Here is a 24,144-nt window from a genome sequence, read left to right as displayed (position 1 = left end):
GTCACGTCGGCGAGGGCACCGACCTCCTAGCCGCCGAACTCGGTCAGGCCTCGGGCTGGATCACGTCGGCGGAGCTTTCGTGGATCTCGATCAGGTACCCGCCACCCCGGCCGAGGAACAGTAGCTCGTCGCGGGTGAGGCGGACGCTGGCTTTTGCCCCGGGCGGTGGCCAGTTGGCCCGGATCGCCCGGGCGCTTTCCAGCCAGTCCGACAGCGCCTCGGGGTCGGTCAGCACCTGCCGGGCCGAGGTCAGGCGCTCGATCAGCGCGTCCACCTCGACCGCGAGCGCCAGCGCGTTCCCGCCGCACATGGCGGCGGTCAGAGCCACCCTGGTCGCGGCCACTCGGGTCGCATCGCGGAAGGAGCCGGCTCCCAGGCCCAGCGCGGCCGGGCCGACCGGGCCGTCGGCGGCTCCGATCGTCAGCGCGGCCGCGACCACGTGCGGGAGGTGGCTGATCCGGGCGACCGCGGTGTCGTGCTCCTCCGACGTCAGCGGCGTCACCCGGCCTCCGACGGCCAGGGCCCAGCGGGCGACCGCGAGCCAGTCGTCCAGCAGCACCTCGTCGTCCAGGCACAGGGCCCAGGCGCAGCCGTTCAGCAGATCCTCGTCGGCTACCCCGAACCCGGACGACTCCTTGCCCGCCATCGGGTGCCCGCCCACCCACCGAGCACCCGCCAGCTCGGTGGACACCAGCGCCCGAACCGGGTCCTTCACCGACGTCACATCCGTGAGCAGACCCCGGTAACCGACCTCGGCCAGCGCGCTCAGCACCACCGGCACGGCCGGCAACGGCACCGCGAGCACGACGAGGTCCGCACCTTCGATCGCGGCGGCCAGATCCGACGCCACCGCGTGCTCCCCTAGCCTGTCCGCGACCGCGGCCCTGGTACCCGGATCAGCGTCGTACCCGATGGCGCTGGCCTGCATCTTTGCCAGTCGCAGCAGCAGCGAGCCGCCGATCAGACCGAGGCCGAGGACCGCCGTCCGGGTTATCTGCACACCGGACAGCATGCAACACGCGCTCATCTTTCCGCCCCGTCGACTTGCAGTGAGCCGTCGTAATCAGCGAGGGTCATGGCCGGATAAGCCGGGAGGAATGGGTATGAATCGATTTACGGCACCGGTCGCCGAACCCGCCGAACCCGCCGAACCCGCCGCACCCTCCGAGCCCGACCGTTCCGACCCGGCGGAAGCCACGTCCGGCCGCCGTCTGCTCTGGGGCGTCGACGCCGACGCCGTCGCGACCCTCTGCAGCATGCGGATCGAGATCCCCTCCGAGCTGCTCCGGCCGACCGGCTCCGCGTTCACCGGGCACGACGCGGTCGCGGACACGGCCGTCATCCACCGGCTCACCGTGATCACGCCCGCGGTCGGTCTCGAACTGCCCGCCGATCGCGTCGACGACGCCGCCGAGCTGGCCGCTCACGCGGCCGACGCCGACATCCGCATCGGCGCGGTGGTTCCCGACGTCGCCGCGCGGCCCGGGCGTCCGCTGCCGCTCTGCCATCCGGACGCCGACCTGGCCCAGCGGGCGCTGTTGACGCTGCGCCGGGCGGCCGCGCTCGCCGTCGATCTGGACGCGCGCCGGTTCGTCGTCCGCCTGCACACCGGCGCGCCCTACCCCGGCGCCGGGGAGACCCAGCGGCGGCTCGACCGGCTCGCCGACGTGCTCAGCGGCGTCCGGCGGCAGCTGCCCGCGTCGATGCAGCTGGTCGTCGAGTACTCGGTCGACGACCCGTTCCCGGTGCGGCGGGCCACCCCGGACTGGCAGACCGCCTCCTGGTTGGCCGCCGCGGCCGGGCCGGGCACGAAGGTGCTGCTCGACCCGGTTCCGGTCGCCGACGAGGATCCCGAGCTCAGCATCACCACGCTCCGGGCCGCGGACCGGCTGGCCGGCCTGCGGCTCGGCGCGGCCGGTCCGTTCGCGCTGTTCCTCGCGATGGTCGACGCCGCCGAGGGCGGCGTGCTGGTCCGCGGCCGCCGCTGCCCGGTTCCGTTCGCGCTCCGGCTCCCGCCGGGCGAACGACCGGGGATCGAGACCGCGCTGCGCACGGTCGCCGCGGTCCAGGAGGCCGCGGCCAAGGCGATGCTGCTCGACCGCGCGGCCCTGCGCGCGGCCCAGGCGGTCGGGGACGTCGAGGCCGCGACCGAAGTCCTGCTGACGGCCTACGAGACGGACGCGTCGCCGCTGCTCACCGCGGTGCGAGCGGCGCTGGGCGGACCGGCCGACACGCTGGCCGCGTACCGGGAGCTGTGCCGGGACACGCATCGGGCGGTGGAGCGGCAACGATCGCTGCTGCGGGCGGCACTGCGACTCGGGGCCGAGCCGCCGGAGGTCGGATCAGACGACCGGATCGGGGCCGGGCCGCCCGGCGGGCGGGTCGTCGGGGCCGGGCTCTGGGGTCTGCGTGGGGTCGGCTGAGGCCTCGTCGGCGGTGCTCGCCTCCGCCGGCTTTGCGCCTGCGGTGACGTCGTGCTCGCCGGTGGCCGGGACGATCTCCTCGGTGGTCTCCTCGCCAAGCTGGTCGGCCGGTTCGGCGGCTACGGCAGTAGTTCCTACTGCGGTGGTCCGCTGCATATCGTCGATATGAGAATTGAGCTCAACCACGACGTTGCCGCTCAGTTGCACCTGCAGCACCGGTGTGGGCTCGCCGGCGACGGCGGGCAACTCGGTGCCGGGGGCCGACGGCGGAGCCGCGCTCAACAGAGCGCGGACGAAGTCGTCGACCTCGGTTCCGGCCAACCGGAACGTCGCTCGGCACTCGCCCTGCCGCCAGATGCTCAGCACGACGGTTCCAGCACCACGGTGGCCGCTGATTCGCAGCGACCGGCCTTCCCCACGGGGGTCGAGAAACACGTCGCCCCGGTGTGGCAGCGGTAACACCTCGCCCATGCCTTCAGAATGCACGACGTAGTCGAGTGTTGACCAGAGCGTCGTAGGCTCGGCGCATGACGTGGGACCCGGCTCCGAACCACCAACCAGCCGGTTATGTGCCGCCGCCGGTACAAATGCCGACACCGCGCCGTCCCCGGTATCGGGAGAGCGGCGAGGTGCGCTGGTGGGGCGTGCTGATCGGGGTGTGTGTGTCGCTGGTCTATTTCGTGCTGGTCGGGCTCGTGTCGTGGAGCACGGCGTCGCTGGTGAGCCTGTTCCTGGTGGCGATCCTGATCGCCGGATCGGCCGGCGCGGTGCTGCTGACCCGAGGTGACCGCGGCATGGGCGTTGGCGTAGCCGCGGTCACCGGAGCCGCTCTCTCGGTGACGATGCTGGTTCTCGCCTGGGACACGTTCAACGTGAACCAGCTCTTCACCTAGGCCTTGTGCTCGGTCTTGTCGGAGCCCCAGAGCGTGTGGAAGGCGCCCTCCGTGTCGGTGCGCAGGTAGGTGTGCGCGCCGAAGTTGTCGCGCAGACCCTGGATGAGCGCGGCCGGCAGCCGACGACGACGGAGACCGTCGAAGTACGCCAGCGACGACGAGAACGCCGGGGTCGGAACGCCGGCCCGCGCGGAGTCGCCGACCACGCGACGCCAGCTGTCGACGCCGTCCGAGACCGCCTTCACGAAGTACGGCGAGGCCAGCAGCGTCGGGAGCTCGGGGTTCTCGTCGTAGGCCTCGCGGATCCGGTCGAGGAACCGGGCCCGGATGATGCACCCGCCGCGCCAGATCGTCGCGGTGGCGCCGCGGTCGATGTCCCAGCCGTATTCGTCGCTGCCGGCCTTGATCATGTCGTAGCCCTGCGCGTACGCGACGACCTTGGACGCGTACAGCGCCTTCCGGACGTCCTCGATGAACCCCTCGCGGTCGTCGGCCGCCCAGGCCAGCTCGTTGGTGGTCGGGAAGACCTCGCGAGCCGCCTCGCGCTGCTCGGCGTGACCGGACAGCGACCGGGCGAACGTCGCTTCGGCGATCCCGGTGATCGGGACGCCGAGGTCGAGGGCGGTCTGCACGGTCCAGCGACCGGTGCCCTTCTGCTCGGCCTGGTCGAGCACGATGTCGACGAACGGCCGCCCGGTGCGCCCGTCGACGTGGGACAGCACGTCGGCGGTGATCTCGATCAGGAACGACTCGAGGCTGCCGCGGTTCCACTCGCGGAAGATGTCGGCGATCTGGGCCGGGGTGGCGTCCAGGCCCGAGCGCAGGAGGTCGTAGGCCTCGGCGATCAGCTGCATGTCGGCGTACTCGATGCCGTTGTGCACCATCTTGACGAAGTGCCCGGCGCCGTCCGGCCCGACGTGGAAGCAGCACGGGGTGCCGTCGACGTTCGCGGCGATCGACTCGAAGATCGGGCCGAGCTTCTCGTACGAGTGCTCGGAGCCGCCGGGCATGATGCTCGGACCGTTCAGCGCGCCCTCCTCGCCACCGGAGACGCCGGTGCCGGAGAAGTGCAGGCCGTGCTCCTTGAGGGCTTCCTCGCGCCGCCTGGTGTCGGCGAAGTGCGCGTTGCCGCAGTCGACGACGATGTCGCCCTCTTCCAGCAGCGGGATCAGCTCGTCGATCACGGCGTCGGTGGCTTTCCCGGCCTTGACCATGATGATCACGGCGCGGGGACGCTTGAGCGACTGCACGAAGTCGGCCATCGACTCGCTGGCGACGAACGTGCCCTCGTATCCGTGGTCGGTGACCAGGGAGTGCGTCTTCTCCGGCGACCGGTTGTGGACCGCGACCGTGTGCCCGTGCCGGGCGAGGTTGCGGGCGAGGTTCCGGCCCATCACGGCGAGTCCGGTTACGCCGATGTCGGCTGTTGCTGTCGAAGTCATTCCGTCACCTCGGGGCTGCGTGGGTGGGCTCGGTGTGGACTACGTAACAGTCCTACCTCGCGTTCAGCACGTCCGAAGGGTTCAGCACGTCGGAGGTGAGTGTGGACGCGGGTGCGGAGAGTGATTTTTGGGATCTCGGCCCTGGGGTTCTTGCATGAACGGGCGATTTTTGGGCATGGTCGGGACTATGAGCGGCCAGGACATGGAGCGACTCGACCCCGAGCGGCGTCGTCGACGAATCCAGCTACTCGCCGAACTCGCGGAGGCGCGAGCCTTGCGCAACCGGGTCGCGCCGAGGCGCGCCCGGCACGAACGACAGCGGGACTTCATCACGAATCGCCGACGGATGGCGTGAGTATCCTCACCTGACCTTTCCGGTCTGGGCCTTCGGGTCTAGCGCGCGACTGCGTCGCGTCCGATGCTGTGGACGGACGTTTTGCTGCCCGTGGTGGGGAGGGTCGTGTCGTACTTCGCTGCTGCTCTGGTTCGTCCGCGCCGAGGGTGGGTCGCTGCTGAACTCGATCTCGACGAGATCGAGGATGCCGACGCTGCCGCGGACCTGCTCCGTGAGGTCGAGCCGGACGCCGACCTCGCGTTGCTGTTCGTCGAGGCCGACGATGAATACCTGGTCGTCCTGCGTCTGGACGGCGGTGACGAGCTGCGGGTCTTCGGTTCGGACGCGTCGTTCGCGGACGAGTCGAGGGTCGGTGCCGCGTTGCTGGTGGATCTGGAGGAAGCGGACGTGCCAGCGGCCGACGACGATGACGAGGAATCGGACGTGATGAGCCAGCCGGTCGGGGATACCGATTTGCTGGCGGACGTTGGGGTTTCGGCGCGGGATCTGCTGGCGCTGTGCGCGCATGAGGGCATGTTGCCGTCGGACGTGATGCTGGAGATCTCGCGCAAGGTGGGAGCTGCCGACGCGCTGACCGAGCTACGCGGCGAGTGAGTTCGTCGGAGGTGGGGGTGGGCTCGAGCCCGGCGGGTGCGGGTGGCGTCGGTATGGAGGGCGCGGAGCGCCCGGTTGGCTTGGCCGGTGGGGCGGGCGTGGCTGAGGCGGGCGTGGCTGAGGCGGGCGTGGAGCGCGTGGGTGGCGCTACGCGGGGAGTGCCGTGGCGGGAGGGGGACGTGGCCGGGATGCGCGAGGCGCTCGCGGTCGCGGCCGGCGCGGTGGCGACCGGGGACGTACCGGTAGGAGCCGTGGTCCTGGACGCCTCCGGTGTCCCGATCGCCCGAGCCGCCAACGAACGCGAAGCCACGGGCGACCCGACCGCCCACGCCGAGATCCTGGCACTCCGCCGAGCCGCCGAAGCCCTGGGCACCTGGCGACTGACCGGCTGCACCCTGGTCGTCACCCTGGAGCCATGCACGATGTGCGCCGGCGCGATGGTGCTGGCCAGGGTCGACCGAGTCGTCTTCGGTGCCTGGGACCCGAAGGCCGGAGCAGCCGGCTCCCTCTGGGACGTGGTCCGCGACCGAAGGCTCAACCACCGCCCGGAGGTGGTGGCCGGCGTGAACGAGCAGGCGTGCGCCGACCTGCTCGACCGCTTCTTCGCCGAGCACCGCTGACAGCCGATTCGGACCCCGGAGCAGGATCCGGTATCGTCTTCGGCGGTGGCGTGTCCGAGCGGCCGAAGGAGCACGCCTCGAAAGCGTGTGAGGGGGCAACTCCTCCGTGGGTTCAAATCCCACCGCCACCGCCACGAAGGCCACTTCAAGGGTCCGTTCCGAGCGGAACGGACCCTTGACTTTTCAGCGCGGCGGGGATCGACACCGTGACGCGCCGGCCGCGCCGCTCGCCGAGCCGCGTCGAAGGCTCGCGGACCGGCCAGGGCCGACGCGTCGAAGAGCCCCAGACGGCGTCCGGCGAAGCCGAGGTTCGCGTCGGCCAGATCCCCGTGCAGCGGCCTGACCGGACCGGCGCTGTCCACCTCTTCCGCGAGCATCCCCAGCGCGCCTGGGCCGACGCTCCGAGACGCCCGGAGACGCCCGGAGACGCTCGGCCGACTACCGCCAGCGAGGCGCGATCACCCGCGCCAGCGGCCTCAGAGCCGAGGATCCAAATCCCCGTGGTTTCTGGTGCAGCACCGGGCCGAGGCGGTCGAGGCGATCGGTCAGCCCAAGGACCGGCAGCCGCCGCCGAGCCCACGTCGGCAGCGACATCCAGCACCGCTCTCGGCGAATCGAAGCACAGCCAGGGCTCGTCGTCCTGCTGCACCGGCTCGACGAATCCGGCCAGACCGAGCCGCCCGACAAGGGCGCACTACGCGCGCGGCTCGTTAAACGGTCTCGGCGCCGAAGGCGTCGGCCGACCTCACCGTCCGATCCGAGCCTCTACCGCCGCGGAGAGCGGCCTCGGGGGTCGCCCGATGATCGTCGATCAGACCTCGTCAGATGACGATCCAAGAGCGCTACGCGTCCTTGACTTCGAGATCCGCGAGAAGAAGAAGCACGACCGCGCCCGGTCGGCCGGGATTCCGGTGCCGGACTGGCGGTGGAACGGCTTCACGCCGGACATCCACAACGTCCGCGGCGCCTGGCAGTGAGGTTCAGGCCGTCTCGCGCAGTAGGCGGGCCGCTACCGGCAATTGTTCCCCCGCCGTCTCCGACAGCACCCGCCACAGCTCCGGCACCGCCTCCGCATGACACCCGCGGGCCCCGAGCAGCGTCACCAGCCACTCTTTCCCCTCCCGCAGAATCGTCACATCGTCGGTCAGCAACGCCGCCGCCAGCGAGTGCAGCGCATGGTCCACCGCGTACTCCGCCTCGGCGTCCAGGCCGACCAGACAGTCCGCGCCAGCGCCCTCCAACCCCGCCAACCACGACTTCAACACCCGCACCGCGAGTTCTCGGCTCCTCAGCAGCAGCTCGGCCTGCTCCTCGGCGCCGGCATGAGCCAGCGCCGGAACCGGCTCGACCACCGGCCGCAACGTGGCCAGCACCTCGGCCGCATCTCGCGGCGACGCGGCCCACCCGCTGGCCCCGAGCGCCAGCGCCCTCGACGCGTCGCTACCGAACGCCCGGCCACCGGCGAGCGTCGGGATCCCGGCCTCGGACGCGGCCTCGACGATCCGCCGAGCCGTCGGCAGCGACGCCGGCATCGAGCAGCTCACCGCGACGACGTCCGGGTCGAGACGGTGCAGGTACCCGGCCAGGTGATGGGCCGGCGTCGACGCCCCGAGAAACGTCGTCCGCCAGCCCAGATGGCGCAGCGACTCGGCGACGATCCGGGCCGCCAGCGCGTGCCACTCCCGCTCCGCACACGCCACCACGGCATAGCCGCGCGGCTCCGTGGGCTCGGGAATCCACGCCCCGATGACGGCGACCGCGGCCTCGCTGACCGCCGTCGCCGCGTGCTCCTGGGCCACCGAGTACTCACCGCGCTGCCAGCGCTCACCGACGACCTGCTGGGCCGGCGTCACGAGCGTCAGCAGCAGGTCGACCGGGTCGGCGCCGTCGTTGAGCAGGTCGCTGACGAGTTCGACCGCCCGCCGCCGGTCGGCGGCGTCCAGGGCCTTGACGAAATCGTCGAGCGCGTCGGTCACGCCGGGACGCCGCCGAACGCCAGCACCGCCACGTCGTCGGTCGGGCTCACGCCGGCCCCGCTGTACTCGGCCACCGCGATGTCGACGGCCTCGGCCAGCGCGTGCGGGCCACTCCCGGCGTAGCCGGCGGCGAGCTGCGACAGCCGCCCGAGGCCGAACCGACCCTCCGAGCCGATCGCGTCCGGCACCCCGTCGGTGAACAGCAGCATCATGTCGCCGGGCGCGAGCCCGACCTCGATCTCGGAGTAGGTCGCGGTCGGCAGCGCACCGCAGAGCAGGCCCTTGATCGGCACCTCCTCGACGACGCCCGACTTCCTCACCAGCAGCGGCCGCGGATGCCCGGCCGACGCCAGGAGCACCGACGCGCTCCCGTCGTCCGACGTGCGTACCCGGGCACACACCGCGGTCAGGAACCGCGTGGCGGGCTCCACCCGGCCACCACCGGCGAACAGCGCCGCGTTCAGCACCCGCAGCAGCTCCGCCGGACGGCGGTCGAAGAACGAGGCACCGCGCACGGTGTGCCGGGCCTGCCCGGTGAGGATCGCCGCCTCGGCGCCCTTCCCGGCGACGTCACCCAGCAGCACCGAGTAGTCGCCCGGCTCGCCGAACACGTCGAAGAAGTCACCGCCGATGTCGGTCGTGTGCATCGCCGCGCGCATCCGGGCCCCGATCGCCAGACCGGGCGTGTCGGGCAGCTCGGGCGCCCGCAGCGAAGCCGCCAGCACCTCGGCGACCCGCGCCTGCTCGGCGTACACCCGCGCGGTGTCGATCGCGATCGCGATTCGTCCCGACAGTTCGAGCGCGAACGCGACGTCCTCCTGCTCGAAGCCGCGCCCGGCCCGTCGGGCGAGCGTCAGCGTGCCGAACGTCGTACCGCGCGCGGTGAGCGGGACCACCAGAAGGTCGGCCGGGCGGAGCCCGAGCAGGCCGTCGCGCAGCGGGCCGGTCGGGACCGTCGCGGCGACCGCCTCCGGAACCTGGCCGTCGGCCAGGACGTGCATCAGCTCGAAGCGGCCGGTCGCGAGCGCCCGGCCGTGGCCGGAGACCTCGCCGAGCACCGGACGGTTGCCTTCGACGGTGACGAAACGGTCGGGGTCGTCGGCCCGGACGGCGGTGAAGCGCACGCCGGTGCGGGTCGGGAGCATGACCTGGGCCCAGTCGGCGACGGCCGGGACCGTCACGTGCAACGCACGGCGGAGCGTCCGGTCGGGGTTGAGGGACCCGGCGAGCTGCTTGCTCGCGGCGGCGAGGTGGGCGGCGCGTTCCCGCGCGGTCGCCAACAGCGTCGAGTCATCGAGAACACCCAGAGGTGTCTGGGCGACGTACCTCACTGGCTGGTCGAACATCAGCTGGACTCTTTTCAGTGGGTAGACCCAACTGACTGTACCCACCAGTACCGCGACCGGGCGGTCCACGCGGCTCAGGATCGACGCAGAATACGGTGTAGATGTCGGTTGACCGACGCCCGCAGGATTGCGCGCGCCCGCCAGTGGAACACTTTCTGGGAGAAAAGTCGGTAGGAACGGAGGCCGGGGTGGTCGAGGACGGCATCTGGCGGCTGGACGTCTCGGTTCACGAGGGCACCGCCTGGCTGCGGCCGCAGGGTGACCTGGACATGGAGACCTCTCCGTCGCTGATCCGGACGGCCCAGCGCGAGTTCACCGCCGGCGCCCGCCGCGTCGTGATCGACCTGTCCCGGGTGACGTTCGTCGATTCCTCCGGAATCGGAGCTTTGGTTACGCTCTGGCGGACGATCGGCGAAACGCCCAGCGCGTTCGCGATCGCCGCTCCGTCCCGGGCCGCGCTGTCAGTCCTCGAGACGACCGGTATCGACGCGCTGATCGCCCGAGCCGAGGCGATGCCCGACGACCGGACGCCCGCTCCCGAGCCGCAAGCCTGAGAAGCCCTCCGGCAACTCGGCCGCGAAGGCCTCCGGGTGACGTTCGGCCGCCACCTGCGCCAAGAGCAATTCGACGTTCTCGACCATCCGAGGTCCCCCGTCAGATGCACCGGAAGTACCGTGCATAACCGACGCTACGCACGATTAGCTTCAGGACGGTTACAGAACGCAACACCGCAATGTTTCCGATCACAGCGCCCACGCCGGGTCGCCCTCACCGTTCAGAATGTGAACCGACAGCCACCGCGGAAGGACGTGACCGGATGCCCGACTCACCGCGAGCGGGGCTCCAGCTGAGTTGGTTCGCCAACCCGTCCGGGTCCGGCGCCACGGTCGTCGTCACCGGCGCGTTCGACGTGCTGCACGTCGGTCACCTGCGGTTTCTCCGGGCCGCCAAGGAGACCGGCGACGTGCTGCTGGTCGGCGTCGAGGACGACCAGCGGGTCTCGGCCTGGAAGGGGCCGGGCCGCCCGATCAACACCGGCGTGGAGCGGGCCGAGATGCTCGCCGCGCTGCGACCGGTCGACGGCGTCTTCCTGGTGCACGGCGATCCGGACGTCAAGGAGCCCGAGCCGTACACCGACCTGCTGCGGCCGCTCGATCCGGCCGTGCTCGCGTTCACCGAGGGTGACCCGTTCGCCGAGGAGAAGCGCCGGTCCGCGCACCTGCTCGACGCGCTGGCGATCGAGATCCCGCTGGTGGAGGGCCGCTCGACCAGCGCCTTGCTCAACGGACGGCGCGCGTCGCACGCCGGAGCCTGAGGGCCGCCGAAGCGGGGAGGAGGGGGCGTCGCGGTGCGTCAAGCCGGGACGCCCCCTCCTCTATTCCTGGGCGGGGGCGTCGCCCAGGTCTAGCGGGTCCGGCGGCGCGCCGCGCGGATCGTCCGCGGGCGCGGCCGGCCGGACCGGCCGGGTTGTGGTCGTTCGGGGCCAGCCCGTGCCGACCCCGCGCAACGCCGTCGGCGTGCGGGCGCCGGACGTGGGCGCAGTGGGCGGGACCGGGTCGGCGGAGGGCGCCTCCGGCGGTGCGGCCGACTCCCCGACGGCCGCAGTTCCGGTGGGCGACAGGTCCTTCTCGCCGGTGGGTTCGCCCGGCGCCGGACGCCGGAAGTCCAGGTTCTGCGGACCGGACGGCACCACCTCGGGTGGCGAGTCGTACATCGCCGGGTCGAGGGCCGGCGGTTGCCACTGGGGAGGCGCCGGTTCGACCGGAACCGGCTGCGAGCTCCGGAACCGGGCCCCCCAGGCCCAGGGATTCCGCCCTCGTCGGCGCTCCGCCCGCTCGTCGACGACCCCGTGCCGCCCTCGTCCCGAGGGAGCCGCCTCGACGTCGTGCCGCCCGCCCCGAGCCGGAGACACCGGACGGACCGCAGCCGAACCGACCGGCCCCGCCGACGGCCCCGGCCGCGCCGGCGACACCGGACGCACGGGCGACACCGGACGCGCGGGCAGCTCGGCCGCGTCGATCTCATCCGCGCGGGCGAGCCGCTCCAGCAGCTCCCCCCGGTTGAACGGCACGGTCGACGCCACCGGATCCAGATCGCGACCAGGCTCGAGACCCTCCGGAGCCCGCGCACCCGCGTCCGCCGACGGCGCGGTCGCCCGATCCACCGCACCGGGTCGCTCGCCCGCACCCGACCCGTCCGGCGCACCCGACTGCCGAATCGCCGCCGCCTCACGCCACGGATCGGCAATCGCCGCCACCGGCCAGCCGGCCGCCTCAACCGGCTCCCCGCCGATCGGCTCGTCCGAGGCTTGCACGTTGTTCTCGGCGTCAGCGACCTCCTCGCCGCTCGAATCCGCCTCCGCCCGCGCGAACGCCTCCCCCGCGAACGCCTCCCCCGCGAACGCCTCCCCCGCGAACGCCTCGCCCGCGGCCGCCTCGGCCGCGGACGCCTCCCGCCGCTGAACCTCAACCGACGCGATCGACTCCCCGGCCGCCGACTCCTCCGCCACCGACTCTTCAACGAGCGGCGCGCGCCGTCCCTCAGCCGCCCCCGACGCCCCGTCCTCGGACCCCGCCGCCACCGGCCACGCCGGCCCCAGCGTCGAACTCTCCGCGTCCGATACGACGTCCGACGGCGCCCCCGGCCACACCGGAGCCACCTCCGGAGACTCCAACGCGCCCAACCAGCCCGCCCCGGCCCGCGAAGACGACTGCCCACCCCCGGACGCCGAACCCTCCCGCCCCTCCGCCGACGGCTTCTCCAACCACGCCCAACCCGACGCCGACGAGGACTCCCCCGGCTCCAACGGCTCGATGTACGGCCGCCAATACGCCGGCGACGACTCCGGATCCCGCCCAGGCGGAGAAGACGGCGCCCCCTCTACCGCCCCGGCCAACATCTCGGCCGCGACCCACTCGTAGACCTCGAGCCACGCCGACCCCACCGGCCCGGTATCCGCATCCGGGAACAACTCCCGGACCGCCCGGACCAACGCCTGCCCGACGTACGGATAGTGCTCCGCCGGCACCCCGTGCTCGGCCGCGTGCTCGGCCCCCAGCTTCCGCAGGTCTTCCGAGAGCACCGCGAGCGCGTCCAACACCTCGACCGCCCGCAACAGCTCCTCGACGATCCGCTCGCCGTGCGAGCGAACCGTCGCGGCCATCAGCTCCTTCGTCCTCGGCGCGAACGACGGGAGATGCCGGTACACCGCCGCGGCCAGATCCACCGGCCGCGCCGCGATAGCCGCCCGTGACTCCCGGAGCAGCGCCATCGTGGCCGCGTCCGGGCGTCGGGTCTCGTCGGGCAGCCGGGGGATCATCCCGACAGCCCGGTTATCACTGGCCGCGCTCGAAAGGTCAGCGCGACGCGTAGCGCAGCGGAGACCACGGCCGCCGGGGGCAGCCTCCACCCACATTCCTGCGGGGACCGCAGCCAGCGAACCTGGCCGGTCCGAACGGTCGACGGCGGCAGCGTCACCCACGAGTCGTCCCCGTGGAGCAGGACGCCGGCGCCGGCGGCCGCGAGCCAGAGTTCCTGACTCGGGCGGAGCTGCTGGCAGAACAGCTGGGCCTGACCGACCTTCGAGCTCGAAATCGGCGCCAGGTACCCGTCGGCGCGCAGCCGCTCGTCGATCGTGTTGACGACGTCCTCGGTGCCGTCCACGACGCCGGGTCCGGTGCTGGTCGGCATCAGCAGCGCGTACGGGTGCCCGGTCCACCAGCGGTCGACCTCGGTCGGGCTGGTGACGACGCACTCGGCGACCGTCGCCGTGCACCGGTCGCCGGCGCCGGTGTTCGGGTCCACAGCGTGCGGGCTCGACGTCCGGCAGCGCGGGCGTCCGCACCGGTACCGCTGCAACTGCGGTGACCACCAGGCGCCCGGCGCCACCGGCCACCCGGCCCGTAAGTACTCGTGGGCCGCGGCCGCCAGCACCGCGCGCTCGAGCCGGGCGCTCATCGAGCACCGCCGGCCCGAACGGTCGTCCAAGCGACCGCCCACCCGGGCGCCTCCACACCCGCGGCACCGGTACCGGCTGCGCCGATGCCGCCGGCCACGCCAGCCCCGGCCGACCCGTCCCGACGAAGAGCTGCCGGTAGCACGGCCGACCCGACCTCGACTAGCCCAAGCGCTCTACGTCCGGAGTCGTCGGTGAGAATGTTCCGTGCCATGGCAGTTACCCCTGTCCTTCCCAGAACCGCATTCCTATTCACCGGAGCGGGAGGCGACGCACACCCGGCCACAATCGGTCTCGGCGAATAAATTGATCATGGCACCGACGCGCCAATTCGCCTCGTAGCCCGAACTGATTTCGGCCTTATCAGATCCTTAGTTACTGGTGTGACCAGTGGTGCGAAAATAAACGGCACGGCACGCACGTTGGCCGCCCGCTTAACAAAAGCTGAGGTAACCGTCGACTGGCGTCACACCCTGCACAACCGAGCCTTCCGAACCCCAGCTAGCCGCAGGTCAGCGCCTCACTCCTCCCGCCCCGCGAGCGCAGCTCCGAGACGGCGAATCGGCCGCAAGAGTGCCGGAAAGTCGCTTTCCGAAGAACCCGGAAGATCGTTGCCGTTCCGTAATCCGAGCCAACCCTTTTACGACCCAATTGTCGAGCTCAGGAAATAGCGGCAACCGCTCGGGAATTCCGCCTATCCGCTCAGGCGTTCAGCCAATTCGGCCGGGAACAATTCCCGGCCGCCCGGGACAATTGTCCCGACCCCCGAAATACAATTGCGCAGCGAAATTTGACGCACGCTATCAGCAACCGGCGAGCCGCAAGTGTCACCTACCCGACACCGACGAAAAGGAGGTGCAGGCCCGAAGCCCACACCTCCGTCACGGCGCCCCGCGGAGCGCGTCAGAACCCTTCGAACCGCCCCGAGTGCCGCTCGAACCGCGCCCATAACGCCGGCACCTGCGGGGTGGGCTCGGCCGTCCGCTGACGCACGACCTCCATCGCGACCACCCGCGGATACTGCCCGCTGCTCTCGAACACCCGGACGTCACGCGCCCAGCAGGCTCCCATGAACACCGACCGGGCCGCCGCGACGTCACCCGCCGACACTCCGTCGGGGCACCACAGGTAGACCCGCTCGCCGTACGCCTTCCGGCAGGTGACCAGAACCGCGGGCAGCTTGCCGGTGTGCGACACCAGACCGGCCTGCGCGCACGCCACCCGGATGCGGTGCGGCGTGACGATCGTCCACAAGACCGCGAAGGCCCACCGTCGCAGCGGCGGAACCAGCGCGACGAAGGCTAAGAGAGCAGTGACGAAGCTGAGGCCGACCAGACCGCCGACCGCGTGGACCGACCCCCACCAGAACAGCGGCGCGCCACCCAGCAGCGCGGCCTCGTACCGCCACCGCCACAGCACCGTCGTCGGTAGCGGACGCGCAACCGCCGGACGCACCGGCCGGCCCGCGAACGCACCCCGACGCAGGACAGGAGTAGGCGGACGTAACTCTTCGTGCCAGTTCTGCGGCCCCGTGTTCATTCTGGCACCCTCCATGCCGTCCACCTGGTGGGTTCCACTGCACTACGGCGGCCCTCGACCACGAACCGCTTCGAGCGAAACTTACGCAGCCAATAAGCTCCAAATACGGGAGAGGCCGTCCCCCTGACGGCGCCTCGGTGGCTCATTGGCTACCCTCGTATAACAGTCAGTGAGATCCTGGCACGCTCAGGACGGTGAGGGCAAGTGCCATTCGGAGTCGTGGACTCGACAGAAATCGCACTTACGCCAGCTATTTCGAACCCCACCCATCACTCGAACCACAAGAGCGAGAAACCTCCAGAAACGCCCCTCCTACCTGGGGTGACGGGATTCCCATCCCGGATTGTGAATCGCGTTTTGCGACACGAACGAGGCTCTCGATACCACTGTGACTCGTGTGGTCGGCGGACTGGTAACGTCCCCGCCTGGCCATGGCAAGTGCCATTTCTTCGCGCGCCTTCGGCGCGCCGAAAGGGCAATTAGCCATGGCGGGAGAACGCACCCCCACGCTGCGTCGGCGTGAACTCGCCGCACGGCTGCGGGCTCTGCGGCGTACGTCCGGACTGACGATCGAGGAGGTCGCCAGGGAGCTCGCCTGCTCCCCGACGAAGATCAGTCGCATCGAGACGGGTCGACGCGGAGCGGTCCTCCGTGACGTCCGCGAACTCTGCCGCCTCTATCGGGTGTCTCCGGCCGAGCAGGACCATCTGCTCACTCTCGCCCGCGAGAGCAAGGAACGCGCGTGGTGGCAGGGTTACGACATCGGCGCGACCTACCGCACCTTGATCGGGTTGGAGTCCGCAGCCACCGCGATCGCCGAGTACCAGCCGGCGGTCATCCCGGGCCTGCTGCAGACGCCCGACTACGCACGAGCGCTCATCCGGGGGACGGGTGAAAGGAGAACCGAAGAGGAGATCGAAGACCAGGTGACCCTGCGGGTCACCCGTCAACGGATCCTCGATCGTTCCGACCCGCCGTACGTGTCGTTCATCCTCGACGAGGCCGCGATCCGTCGCCTCATCGGGGGCCGGAGCGTTCTGGCCAACCAGCTGGACGCGCTCCTGACGATCGCCGGACGCTCCCAGATCGGTCTTCAGGTGCTCGACTTCGAAGCCGGGGCACACCCCGCGTTACGCGGTCCCTTCGGCATCGTCGAGATTGAAGAGAGCCCCGCCTCGAGCATCGTCTTCGTCGAGGGGCACACCGGTGACATCTACCTGGAGGGGTCGGCCGACCTGAAGCGCTACCAGCGCATGTTCGACCAGCTCAGGTCGATTGCTCTGTCACCGAAGAACTCTATGGACTTCATTGCCGCGGTGCGCGACGAGATCCGCCCACCCGAGCACCACTGATTCGGCCGCGCACAACGCGGCCGCTGCCGCCGGTCCGATCCCGCGACCGCGGTCTGCCGCCATCCAGCCAATCACCAGGGATAACTATGCTCAACAGCGAATTCTCTCCGTCGTCGTGGCGGAAGTCCCGACGCAGCGCCAGCATCAACTGCGTCGAGGTCGCCGAGACGCCGTCGGTCATCGGCGTGCGTGACTCGAAGAACCCGGGCGGCGCCGTCCTGCGCTACCCGGCCGCCGGTTGGTCCGCCTTCCTCGCCGGCATCAAGCGCGGGGAATTCGACCGGCCGTAGCTCGGAACCGGAGCCGCCGACGTAGAACCCCGGCGGCTCCGACCTCTCAGAGCCCCAGCTGCGCCACCAACCGCCCGCGAGGCTGAGCCCCGACCACGGTCCGCACCGGCTCCCCGCCCTCGAACAGGATCATCGTCGGCGCTCCCAGCACCCCGTAGTCCCTGGTCACGTTCGGGTTCACGTCGATGTCGAGCGACACGACCCGCACCCGGCCCTCCCACTCGGCCGCGAGCGATTCGAGCACCGGCCGGACCCGGTGGCACGGTCCGCACCAGTCCGCCCAGAAGTCCACCAGCACCGGCACGTCCGACAGCAGGACCTCGTCGGTCCAGGTCTCGTCGGTCACCGCTTCCATTCAGACCTCCCTCGTCAGGGAGAAGGTCAGCGAGCACATCGGCTGCGGCGCCGGACCGAGCGAGTCTCCGTCCATCGCCGACGCCAACCGTGAACGCACCGCCGCCAACGCGGCCACGCAGTCGTCGATCTCGGCGATCTTCCGCCGGTAGACGGCGACCGACGCCGGGCAGGAATCCCCGGTCGCGTACCCGGCTCGCAGGCACTCGACGAACGGCCGGGTCTCCTCGAGCGCGAACCCGATCCCGACCAGCATCCGGATCTCCTCGACGATCCGGACGTCGGCCGCCGAGTACTCCCGGTACCCGTTGGACGTCCGCCCGGCCGACAGCAGCCCGAGCGACTCGTAGTGCCGAAGCGCCCGGGTCGTCGTCCCGACCCGCGAGGCCAGCTCACCGATCCGCATCCCGACCTCCTCCGACACCGAACGCTAGACATTTCCGTCGACGTCAAGGCAAGCGTCCGTCACGCCACGACTCCGCCGCCCGCCGCGTCCATCGCCTTGTAGATCCGCTGCTCGGAGATCGCGTACGCGGTACCGAGCGACTGCGCGAACAGGCTCACCCGCAGCTCCTCGATCATCCAGCGGATCTCCCGCACCGCGTCGTCCGACCGCCGCTCCGGCGGTAGCCGACGCAGCCAGTCCTGGTACACCTCGGTGACCGCGGCGATCCGGTCCTGCCAGCTGCGGTCGCGCGCCGGATCCCGGCGCACGTTCTCCAGCCGACGCTCGATCGCCTGCACGTACCGCAGCACGTTGATCAGCCGACGTCGCCCGAACGCGGCCACGAACCCCGGGTAGACCAGCGCGTCCAGCTGGGCCCGCACGTCGGCCGCGACCGTCGGCGGCGCCGACGGCAACAGCACCGAGACCGCGTGCGCCGCCGCCAGTACTTTCTCGACCTGGCGCAACACGTCGAGCGTCGTGTCGACCAACGACCCCCGGACCGCGTTCCGCAGCTTCGCGAACTTGTCCGCGTCGCGCACCGGCCCTCCGGCCGCCGCGATCAACTCGTCCGCCGCCGCCGCGACACAGTCCGCGAGCAGCGCGGACACGCTCCCGTGGGGGTTGCGCCCGAGCGCCAGCTTGGCCGCGTTCGACAGCGACGACACGACCGCCTTGTTCGGCGACGCGACCGTCAGCAGCACCAGCCGCCGCGTCCCGGTCACCATCGCCCGCTGCTGGTCGGCCGGGCTGCCGAGCAGCCGGATCGCGACGCTGTCCCCCTCGTCGACCAGCGCCGGGTACGCCTTCACCAGGTACCCGCCCCGCCGCCGTTCGACCACGTCCGGCAGCGTCCCGAAGGTCCAGGCCTTCAGCCCGGTCTGCTCCAGGCTCGCCTCCGGAGAAGATGTCGACGCCTGCCCACGGTCACCGTCGGCGCCTGGCTGGCGCGGCCCGGCAGCGGTAGGCGCCGCAGCCTCGGAACCGCGCGCCCCGTCGGGGCCGCCGGCAGAGGTACCCGCACCCACACCAGCGCCACCCGGCCCCCCGGCAGAGGCGCCCCCAGTCACTCCAGCGCCGGCGCCCCGACGACCCCGGCCCCCGCGCCCTCGCCGCCCGCGACGGGCCTCGGTCTCCTCGGGAGCCGTCAACGCGGCCGCGATCGCGTCGCGCACCTGCGGCTTCAGATCGCGCTGGAGAACGACCAGATCCTTGCCCTCGCCGACCCGCCGACCCCGCTCGTCCTCGACCCGGAACGTCATCGACAGGTGATCCGGGATCCGATCGTCCTGCCAGGCGTCGACCGGCAGCGAGATACCGGTCAGCCGGCGCAACTCGGCCGCCAGCGCGACCGGCAACGGCCCGTCGGACGGTGACATCCCGGCCAGCGCGGCCCGGGCCACGTCCGGCGCCGGTACGAAGTTGCGCCGGATCTCCTTCGGCAGCGACCGGATCATCGCGGTCACCAGGTCCTGACGCAGACCCGGCACCTGCCACCCGAACCCGTCCGGCCCGACCTGGTTGAGCACCGCCAGCGGGATGTGGACGGTGACGCCGTCGGCCGCGGTACCCGGCTCGAACTGGTAGGTCAGCCGGAGCCGCACGCCGTCCGCGTCCCACCAGTCCGGGTACGCGGTCGCGATGTCGAGCTCGCCGGCCGCCCGGTTGACCAGCATCGACGCCGAAAAGTCGAGCAGGTCGGGCGTTTCCCGTGAAACACCCTTCCACCACGAGTCGAAGTGCCGAGCCGAGACGACGTCCGGGCCGATGCGCTCGTCGTAGAAGTCGAACAGCGTCTGGTCGTCGACGACCAGGTCACGCCGGCGCGCGCGGTTCTCCAGCTCGGCCGCGTTCTTGAGCAGGTCGCGGTTGCGCGCGAAGAACTTGTGGTGGGTACGCCACTCGCCCTCCACCAGCGCGTGCTGGATGAAGAGGTCCCGGGACAGCTCCGGATCGACCTTCCCGTACGTCACCGGCCGCCCGGCGATGATCGGGATGCCGTACAGCGTCACCTTCTCGGTCGCCATCACCGCGCCGCGCTCGGCGTCCCAGTGCGGCTCGCTGTACGTCCGGACGGCCAGGTGACCGGCCAGCGGCTCGACCCACTCCGGCTCGATCCGCGCGGTGATCCGTCCCCACAACCGGGACGTCTCGACCAGCTCGGCCGCGACGACCCAGCGCGGCGGACGCTTGGCCAGCGTCGACCCGGGGAAGATCGCGAACTTCGCCCCGCGCGCACCGAAGTACTCGGTCAGCGGACGTCGCCCGCGCGCCGGCGGCTCCTTGGCGTTGGCCCGCTCGTCACGCATGCCGATGTGCGACAGCAGCCCGGCGAGCAGCGAACTCGCGACCTTGTGGCCGTCCGCACCCGGGTCGGCCGCGCGATCGACGGTGACGCCCAGCCCGCGGACGATCTGACGCAGTTGCCCGTGCAGGTCCTGCCACTCGCGCACCCGCAGGTAGTGCAGGAACTCGGCCTTGCACATCCGGCGGAACGCGCTGCCGGACAGTTCGCGCTGCTGCTCACGCAGGTAGTTCCAGAGCATCAGATAGGACGCGAAGTCCGAGTGCTGGTCGGCGAACCGCTTGTGCTTCTCGTCGGCGGCCTGCTGGTGCTCGGACGGGCGTTCGCGCGGGTCCTGGATCGACAGCGCGGCCGCGATGACCAGCACTTCGGGCACGACGCCGTTCTTGTCGGCCTCGATCACCATCCGCGCCAGCCGCGGATCGATCGGAATCTGTGCCAGCTGCTTCCCGACGGCGGTCAACTGCACGCCAGGCGATCGGGAGCCGGGGCTCGGCGACCGTCCGGCGGCGGTTCCCGGCTCAGCGTAAGAATTGGCTTTGGCAGTTTGGAGGGCACCGAGCTCCGACAGGAGCTGAAGGCCGTCGGTGATCGACCGCTTGTCGGGCGGGTCGACGAACGGGAACGCGGCGATCTCGCCGAGACCGAGGTTGGCCATCTGCAGGATGACCGACGCGAGGTTCGTGCGAAGGATCTCGGGGTCGGTGAACTCCGGGCGGGAGTCGAAGTCGTCTTCGGTGTAGAGCCGGATGCAGATCCCGTCCGACGTCCGGCCGCAGCGGCCTTTCCGCTGGTTGGCCGAGGCCTGGGAGACCGGCTCGATCGGCAGCCGCTGCACCTTGGTGCGCAGGCTGTAGCGGGAGATCCGCGCGGTGCCCGGGTCGATCACGTACTTGATGCCGGGCACGGTCAGCGACGTCTCGGCGACGTTCGTGGCCAGCACGATCCGGCGGCCCGAGTGCGGTTGGAAGACCTTGTGCTGCTCGGCCGCGGCCAGCCGGGCGTAGAGCGGGGCGATCTCGGTGTTGCGCAGGTTCTCCTTGGTCAGCGCGTCCGCGGTGTCACGGATCTCGCGCTCGCCGGAGAGGAACACCAGGATGTCGCCGGGGCCCTCGCCCGACAGTTCGCCGACCGCGTCGAGGATCGCCTGGGTGACGTCCCGATCTTTGTCGGCGTTCTGGTCGTCGGGATCGATGACCGGCCGGTACCGGACCTCGACCGGGTAGGTCCGGCCGGAGACCTCGACGATCGGCGCGTCGCCGAAGTGCGACGCGAACCGCTCCGGGTCGATCGTGGCCGACGTGATGATCAGCTTCAGATCCGGACGCCGGGGCAGCAACTGCTTGAGGTAGCCGAGCAGGAAGTCGATGTTGAGGCTTCGCTCGTGGGCCTCGTCGATGATGATCGTGTCGTAGCGGCGCAGGTCGCGGTCGCGCTGGATCTCGGCCAGCAGGATGCCGTCGGTCATCAGCTTGACCAGCGTGCCGTCGCTGACCTGGTCGGTGAACCGGACCGTGTAACCGACCGCGTCGCCCAGGTCGGTGTCGAGCTCCTCGGCGATGCGCTCGGCCACCGTGCGGGCGGCCAGCCGGCGGGGCTGGGTGTGCCCGATCAGGCCTCTGACGCCACGGCCGAGCTCGAGGCAGATCTTCGGCAGCTGCGTCGTCTTGCCCGAGCCGGTCTCGCCGGCGACGATCACGACCTGGTGGTCGCGGATCGCGGCCAGGATGTCGTCCTTGCGCTGGCTGACCGGCAGCGACGGCGGGTACGAGATCGGCGGGACGGCCTCGCGCCGCTTCTCGACCTTCGCGGCCGCGCTCTCGACCTGGGCCGCCAGGGCGGCCAGCTTTTCGGGGGCGGCTTTCTCGAGTTGCCGACGGAGCCGGTGCTCGTCGCGGAGCATCAGCTCGGGAAGCCGGGATCGGAGATCGGCGATGTCCATGAGGTCGTTCGTCATTGCGCTTCCAGCGTAGGCGCGGACGCGCCGGATCGCCGAGTCGGTTTCATCTACGGTGCCGCGCTGTCTCACAGCGTGCTCTTGGCACCGGTGTGAAAACTGGAACCTGGTGGCCCTGCTGTCGCGTCCAGGACAGTAGAGCGGATCTCAGGGACACCCCCGATGCCGGGACGCGCGAGGCGAGCGATCGTGGAGTGGCGCAGACGGAGAGGAGGGCAACAGTGCGAGTGCAGGCCGAGCAGCCCCTGCTGCCCTCGAGGCCGATCCTGTTGCCCTCGACCCCGGTCGGACGTCAGCTCGAGTGGCTGTGTTCGGTCGCTTCCGGCGGTCCGGTGCCGTCATCTGAGCTCCGGGCCCACACCACGCTGCCGTCGCTGACGCTCCCGGCCGGCCTGCGGGTCGAGTCGTTCCGGGCCCGCCCGCGGCGGGCCGAGCGTGCCGGCGCCGCCGTGCTGCGTGACGCCTCCGGTCAGCGCCACCACCTCAAGGTCATCACGGACGCCGCCGGCCGGATCGATTCGCTCTGGCTGACGCCGATCCCGCGGTCGTGGGGCGAGATCGGCGAGCGGATGCGTGCGCTCGCGCCCGACACGTCGTTCCTGGCCACCGAGGTGTTGTCCGATTCCGCGGTGGCCCCGGTGTACGGGGTCGAAGCCACCGCGCGCCGCCCGATCGGGTCGGCCGTGGCGCTCTACGTACTGGGTGCGCTCGCCCACGGCGTCGACGCCGGCCGGCTGAGCTGGGACGAGCCGTTGGCCGTCCGCGACGACTGGAAGACCGACCTGAGCTCGTCGACCGGCGTCCTGCCGGACGGCACGATGCTGACGCTGCGCCGCTACGCCGACGACGCGATCTTCACCGGCGACGCGTCGGCGATCGACCACCTGATCGGGCGGCTCGGGCGCGGAGCGGTCGAGGCCCAGCAGGTCCGGTTCGGTCACACGCAGGTCGGCGCCAACCTGCCGTTCCTCACCACCCGCGAGGTCGTCGCGTTGAAGGCCCACCCGTGGATGGGCGCCGAGTACGTCGCGACCGACGACCCGCGCGAGCGGCTCGGTTACCTCCGTGACGTCGTGGCCCACGTTCCGCGTCCGGAGGTGGACGACTGGCCCGACGAGCCCCGGCTGACCGACTCCGTGGAGTGGTTCGCGTCGCCGTCGGACATCTGCCATGCGCTCGCCGGCCTGGCCGCGCAGTCGACGGCCCAGCCCGAAGTGGGCGCCGTCCTCGGACAACGCGGAACCGCCGCCCTCGGCCTGGACGTCGGCCGCTGGCCCGTCGGCTGGAGCAAAGACGGGGCCGAGCCGGGCGTCGTCACCGAGAACTTCCTGGCCCGGACGTCGTCCGGCCGCACGGTCGCGGTGTCGCTGATGGCCAGCGACCCGAAGGGGCCGTTCGACATCGAGGCGGCCCGGGCCCAGCTACTGGCCTGCGCCGTGGCCGCGTTCGGACTGCTCGCCGCCGAGTAGGTCGCGCACCGTGCGGGGTTCCCGGCCGAGCAGCTTGCCCAGCAACGGGTCGGTGCCGGCAAAGTGTCCGGCTCTCGCCGCCTGGTAGAAGCCGAGCATGAAGCGGGCCATGGGCTCCGGCGTCCCGTTCGCCACCTGCCCGGCGACCCACTCCTCGTCGTCGAGGACCCGGCGGGCGACCGGGCGCTCGATCGCAATGTCGTTGAAGTCCGGGGCCGCGGAGGCCGTGAGTGTCACCGGGCCGTCGTAGCGCTCGTCACCGGCCAGGATCACCGCGGCCGCCTCGGCGGCGTCTTCGCGTGCGGTCCACGACACCGGGCCGTCGGCCGGGGTCGCGATGACCCCGGTCTCCTGCCACGGCCCGAGCATCCACTGCAGGCTGTGGGCGTAGAAGCCGTTGCGCAGCGAGGTCCAGGCGACGCCCGACTCGGCGAGCAGGGCTTCGGTCTCGAAGTGATGCTCGGCCGGGAAGAACGGCGACTCGGCCCGGGCGGCCTGGTGGCTCGTGTAGAGAATCCGCTGCACGCCGGCTTCTTTTGCCGCGTCGATGCCGACCTGGTGCAGCGACGGGCCGTGGGCTGTCGGGTCGCTCGTCGAGACCAGTAGAACCTGGTCGGCCCCTTCGAAGGAGTGGCGCAGCGCGGCCTGGTCGGAGTACGAGCCCGGACGCACGCGCACGCCCCGGTCGGCGAACCGCTGGGCCTTGGAGACGTCCCGCACGCTGACGCCGATCTCCGACGCCGGAAGGCGCTCGAGCAGGTGGTCGACCGTACGGCCGTTGAGGGCGCCGGTAGCGCCGGTAACGACGATCATCTGAGCTCCTTATCGC

The 24,144-nt window shown here is 71.2% G+C and carries 22 protein-coding genes and 1 tRNA gene; 11 read left to right on the top strand and 12 right to left on the bottom strand.

Translation table 11 applies throughout. The features are described 5' to 3' along the window. Positions 1–43: 43 nt before the first annotated feature. The gene (locus FL583_RS27930) at positions 44–1,000 is read right to left on the bottom strand and encodes a prephenate dehydrogenase (protein ID WP_205752511.1); all 957 of its coding nucleotides are present in this window, start codon (positions 998–1,000) and stop codon (positions 44–46) included. 103 nt (positions 1,001–1,103) lie between these two features. Here FL583_RS27930 and FL583_RS27925 point away from each other — a divergent pair, with 103 nt between their 5' ends. Continuing rightward, positions 1,104–2,423 carry a hypothetical protein gene (locus FL583_RS27925; protein WP_142707816.1) on the top strand — a complete coding sequence of 440 codons (1,320 nt, stop codon included), beginning with the start codon at positions 1,104–1,106 and terminating at the stop codon, positions 2,421–2,423. Here FL583_RS27925 and FL583_RS27920 read toward each other — a convergent pair. After that, positions 2,343–2,744: a hypothetical protein gene (locus FL583_RS27920; RefSeq protein WP_142707815.1), complete on the bottom strand. Its 402-nt coding sequence runs from the start codon at positions 2,742–2,744 to the stop codon at positions 2,343–2,345. The two genes, FL583_RS27925 and FL583_RS27920, sit on opposite strands and share 81 nt — an antisense overlap. A gap of 206 nt (positions 2,745–2,950) precedes the next feature. Between FL583_RS27920 and FL583_RS27915 the strand changes: the two genes are divergently transcribed. Then, positions 2,951–3,316, top strand: a complete 366-nt coding sequence (locus FL583_RS27915) for a DUF389 domain-containing protein (protein ID WP_142707814.1) — start codon at positions 2,951–2,953, stop codon at positions 3,314–3,316. Here the strand turns inward: FL583_RS27915 and gndA are convergent. Next, positions 3,313–4,758 (bottom strand): NADP-dependent phosphogluconate dehydrogenase, encoded by a 1,446-nt coding sequence (gndA, locus tag FL583_RS27910; protein WP_142707813.1) that lies wholly within the window; start codon positions 4,756–4,758, stop codon positions 3,313–3,315. The two genes, FL583_RS27915 and gndA, sit on opposite strands and share 4 nt — an antisense overlap. A gap of 448 nt (positions 4,759–5,206) precedes the next feature. On the opposite strand from gndA, the gene FL583_RS27900 reads away from it, so the two are divergent. From FL583_RS27900 to FL583_RS40370, 4 genes are all read left to right on the top strand, one after another. Next, a complete protein-coding gene (locus FL583_RS27900) occupies positions 5,207–5,707 on the top strand; it encodes a tRNA adenosine deaminase-associated protein (RefSeq protein ID WP_205752510.1) in 501 nt (166 codons plus the stop codon). A 188-nt stretch (positions 5,708–5,895) separates the two neighbouring features. Beyond that, the gene (gene tadA, locus FL583_RS27895; protein ID WP_142707826.1) at positions 5,896–6,327 is read left to right on the top strand and encodes a tRNA adenosine(34) deaminase TadA; all 432 of its coding nucleotides are present in this window, start codon (positions 5,896–5,898) and stop codon (positions 6,325–6,327) included. A 44-nt stretch (positions 6,328–6,371) separates the two neighbouring features. Next, positions 6,372–6,461: transfer RNA gene (locus FL583_RS27890), tRNA-Ser, on the top strand. Between the two features lie 666 nt (positions 6,462–7,127). After that, the gene (locus FL583_RS40370) at positions 7,128–7,304 is read left to right on the top strand and encodes a hypothetical protein (RefSeq protein WP_170323901.1); all 177 of its coding nucleotides are present in this window, start codon (positions 7,128–7,130) and stop codon (positions 7,302–7,304) included. Positions 7,305–7,307: 3 nt separating this feature from the next. Here the strand turns inward: FL583_RS40370 and FL583_RS27885 are convergent, their stop codons facing one another. Both FL583_RS27885 and FL583_RS27880 read right to left on the bottom strand, forming a co-directional pair. Further along, on the bottom strand, positions 7,308–8,303 hold the full coding sequence (locus tag FL583_RS27885) for a cobalamin B12-binding domain-containing protein (RefSeq protein ID WP_142707812.1): 996 nt from the start codon (positions 8,301–8,303) through the stop codon (positions 7,308–7,310). Further along, a complete protein-coding gene (locus FL583_RS27880) occupies positions 8,300–9,649 on the bottom strand; it encodes a PP2C family protein-serine/threonine phosphatase (RefSeq protein WP_142707811.1) in 1,350 nt (449 codons plus the stop codon). The genes FL583_RS27885 and FL583_RS27880 overlap by 4 nt, the downstream gene beginning before the upstream one ends. Positions 9,650–9,837: 188 nt before the next feature. Here FL583_RS27880 and FL583_RS27875 point away from each other — a divergent pair, with 188 nt between their 5' ends. Together FL583_RS27875 and FL583_RS27870 are read left to right on the top strand one after the other, a co-directional pair. Continuing rightward, positions 9,838–10,203 carry an STAS domain-containing protein gene (locus tag FL583_RS27875; RefSeq protein WP_170323900.1) on the top strand — a complete coding sequence of 122 codons (366 nt, stop codon included), beginning with the start codon at positions 9,838–9,840 and terminating at the stop codon, positions 10,201–10,203. A gap of 263 nt (positions 10,204–10,466) precedes the next feature. After that, positions 10,467–10,964: an adenylyltransferase/cytidyltransferase family protein gene (locus FL583_RS27870; protein WP_142707809.1), complete on the top strand. Its 498-nt coding sequence runs from the start codon at positions 10,467–10,469 to the stop codon at positions 10,962–10,964. Positions 10,965–11,024: 60 nt separating this feature from the next. Here the strand turns inward: FL583_RS27870 and FL583_RS27865 are convergent, their stop codons facing one another. The 3 genes from FL583_RS27865 to FL583_RS27855 form a co-directional block, all read right to left on the bottom strand. Beyond that, positions 11,025–12,968, bottom strand: a complete 1,944-nt coding sequence (locus tag FL583_RS27865; RefSeq protein WP_170323899.1) for a globin domain-containing protein — start codon at positions 12,966–12,968, stop codon at positions 11,025–11,027. Beyond that, on the bottom strand, positions 12,965–13,606 hold the full coding sequence (locus FL583_RS27860; protein WP_142707807.1) for a bifunctional DNA primase/polymerase: 642 nt from the start codon (positions 13,604–13,606) through the stop codon (positions 12,965–12,967). Before FL583_RS27860 ends, FL583_RS27865 begins: the two co-directional genes overlap by 4 nt. A 901-nt stretch (positions 13,607–14,507) precedes the next feature. Further along, positions 14,508–15,143 carry a hypothetical protein gene (locus tag FL583_RS27855; protein WP_142707806.1) on the bottom strand — a complete coding sequence of 212 codons (636 nt, stop codon included), beginning with the start codon at positions 15,141–15,143 and terminating at the stop codon, positions 14,508–14,510. A gap of 485 nt (positions 15,144–15,628) precedes the next feature. On the opposite strand from FL583_RS27855, the gene FL583_RS27850 reads away from it, so the two are divergent. After that, positions 15,629–16,495, top strand: a complete 867-nt coding sequence (locus FL583_RS27850; RefSeq protein WP_170323898.1) for a helix-turn-helix domain-containing protein — start codon at positions 15,629–15,631, stop codon at positions 16,493–16,495. An 86-nt stretch (positions 16,496–16,581) separates the two neighbouring features. Continuing rightward, positions 16,582–16,785 carry a DUF397 domain-containing protein gene (locus FL583_RS27845; RefSeq protein WP_142707804.1) on the top strand — a complete coding sequence of 68 codons (204 nt, stop codon included), beginning with the start codon at positions 16,582–16,584 and terminating at the stop codon, positions 16,783–16,785. Positions 16,786–16,831: 46 nt separating this feature from the next. Here FL583_RS27845 and trxA read toward each other — a convergent pair whose 3' ends face one another. Genes trxA through hrpA form a run of 3 tightly spaced genes read right to left on the bottom strand, consistent with a single transcriptional unit; the run spans position 16,832 to position 21,846 of the window. Beyond that, a complete protein-coding gene (gene trxA, locus FL583_RS27840; protein ID WP_142707803.1) occupies positions 16,832–17,140 on the bottom strand; it encodes a thioredoxin in 309 nt (102 codons plus the stop codon). After that, positions 17,141–17,545, bottom strand: a complete 405-nt coding sequence (locus FL583_RS27835; protein ID WP_142707802.1) for a MerR family transcriptional regulator — start codon at positions 17,543–17,545, stop codon at positions 17,141–17,143. It lies immediately after the preceding gene. Between the two features lie 59 nt (positions 17,546–17,604). Next, complete coding sequence (hrpA, locus tag FL583_RS27830; protein ID WP_142707801.1) at positions 17,605–21,846, bottom strand: ATP-dependent RNA helicase HrpA; 4,242 nt, start codon at positions 21,844–21,846, stop codon at positions 17,605–17,607. 221 nt (positions 21,847–22,067) lie between these two features. Between hrpA and FL583_RS27825 the strand changes: the two genes are divergently transcribed. After that, on the top strand, positions 22,068–23,315 hold the full coding sequence (locus tag FL583_RS27825) for a serine hydrolase (protein WP_142707800.1): 1,248 nt from the start codon (positions 22,068–22,070) through the stop codon (positions 23,313–23,315). Here FL583_RS27825 and FL583_RS27820 read toward each other — a convergent pair. After that, positions 23,268–24,128, bottom strand: a complete 861-nt coding sequence (locus FL583_RS27820) for an NmrA family NAD(P)-binding protein (RefSeq protein ID WP_142707799.1) — start codon at positions 24,126–24,128, stop codon at positions 23,268–23,270. The two genes, FL583_RS27825 and FL583_RS27820, sit on opposite strands and share 48 nt — an antisense overlap. Between the last annotated feature and the right edge of the window lie 16 nt (positions 24,129–24,144).

This window comes from Cryptosporangium phraense (assembly GCF_006912135.1).
GTDB lineage: Bacteria > Actinomycetota > Actinomycetes > Mycobacteriales > Cryptosporangiaceae > Cryptosporangium > Cryptosporangium phraense.
The sequence above is the reverse complement of the archived record's forward strand: the minus strand, read 5'-3'. Positions and strand labels throughout refer to the sequence as shown.

Excerpts from the sequence above, each read along its gene's own strand:
- FL583_RS27860 (WP_142707807.1), bottom strand. The coding sequence starts at position 13,606 with ATGAGCGCCCGGCTCGAGCGCGCGGTGCTGGCGGCCGCGGCCCACGAG.
- FL583_RS27870 (WP_142707809.1), top strand. The coding sequence starts at position 10,467 with ATGCCCGACTCACCGCGAGCGGGGCTCCAGCTGAGTTGGTTCGCCAAC.
- FL583_RS27915 (WP_142707814.1), top strand. The coding sequence starts at position 2,951 with ATGACGTGGGACCCGGCTCCGAACCACCAACCAGCCGGTTATGTGCCG.
- FL583_RS27850 (WP_170323898.1), top strand. The coding sequence starts at position 15,629 with ATGGCGGGAGAACGCACCCCCACGCTGCGTCGGCGTGAACTCGCCGCA.
- FL583_RS40370 (WP_170323901.1), top strand. The coding sequence starts at position 7,128 with ATGATCGTCGATCAGACCTCGTCAGATGACGATCCAAGAGCGCTACGC.
- gndA (WP_142707813.1), bottom strand. The coding sequence starts at position 4,758 with ATGACTTCGACAGCAACAGCCGACATCGGCGTAACCGGACTCGCCGTG.
- FL583_RS27925 (WP_142707816.1), top strand. The coding sequence starts at position 1,104 with ATGAATCGATTTACGGCACCGGTCGCCGAACCCGCCGAACCCGCCGAA.
- FL583_RS27835 (WP_142707802.1), bottom strand. The coding sequence starts at position 17,545 with ATGCGGATCGGTGAGCTGGCCTCGCGGGTCGGGACGACGACCCGGGCG.
- tadA (WP_142707826.1), top strand. The coding sequence starts at position 5,896 with ATGCGCGAGGCGCTCGCGGTCGCGGCCGGCGCGGTGGCGACCGGGGAC.
- FL583_RS27865 (WP_170323899.1), bottom strand. The coding sequence starts at position 12,968 with ATGATCCCCCGGCTGCCCGACGAGACCCGACGCCCGGACGCGGCCACG.
- FL583_RS27845 (WP_142707804.1), top strand. The coding sequence starts at position 16,582 with ATGCTCAACAGCGAATTCTCTCCGTCGTCGTGGCGGAAGTCCCGACGC.
- FL583_RS27820 (WP_142707799.1), bottom strand. The coding sequence starts at position 24,128 with ATGATCGTCGTTACCGGCGCTACCGGCGCCCTCAACGGCCGTACGGTC.
- trxA (WP_142707803.1), bottom strand. The coding sequence starts at position 17,140 with ATGGAAGCGGTGACCGACGAGACCTGGACCGACGAGGTCCTGCTGTCG.
- FL583_RS27855 (WP_142707806.1), bottom strand. The coding sequence starts at position 15,143 with ATGAACACGGGGCCGCAGAACTGGCACGAAGAGTTACGTCCGCCTACT.
- hrpA (WP_142707801.1), bottom strand. The coding sequence starts at position 21,846 with ATGACGAACGACCTCATGGACATCGCCGATCTCCGATCCCGGCTTCCC.
- FL583_RS27880 (WP_142707811.1), bottom strand. The coding sequence starts at position 9,649 with ATGTTCGACCAGCCAGTGAGGTACGTCGCCCAGACACCTCTGGGTGTT.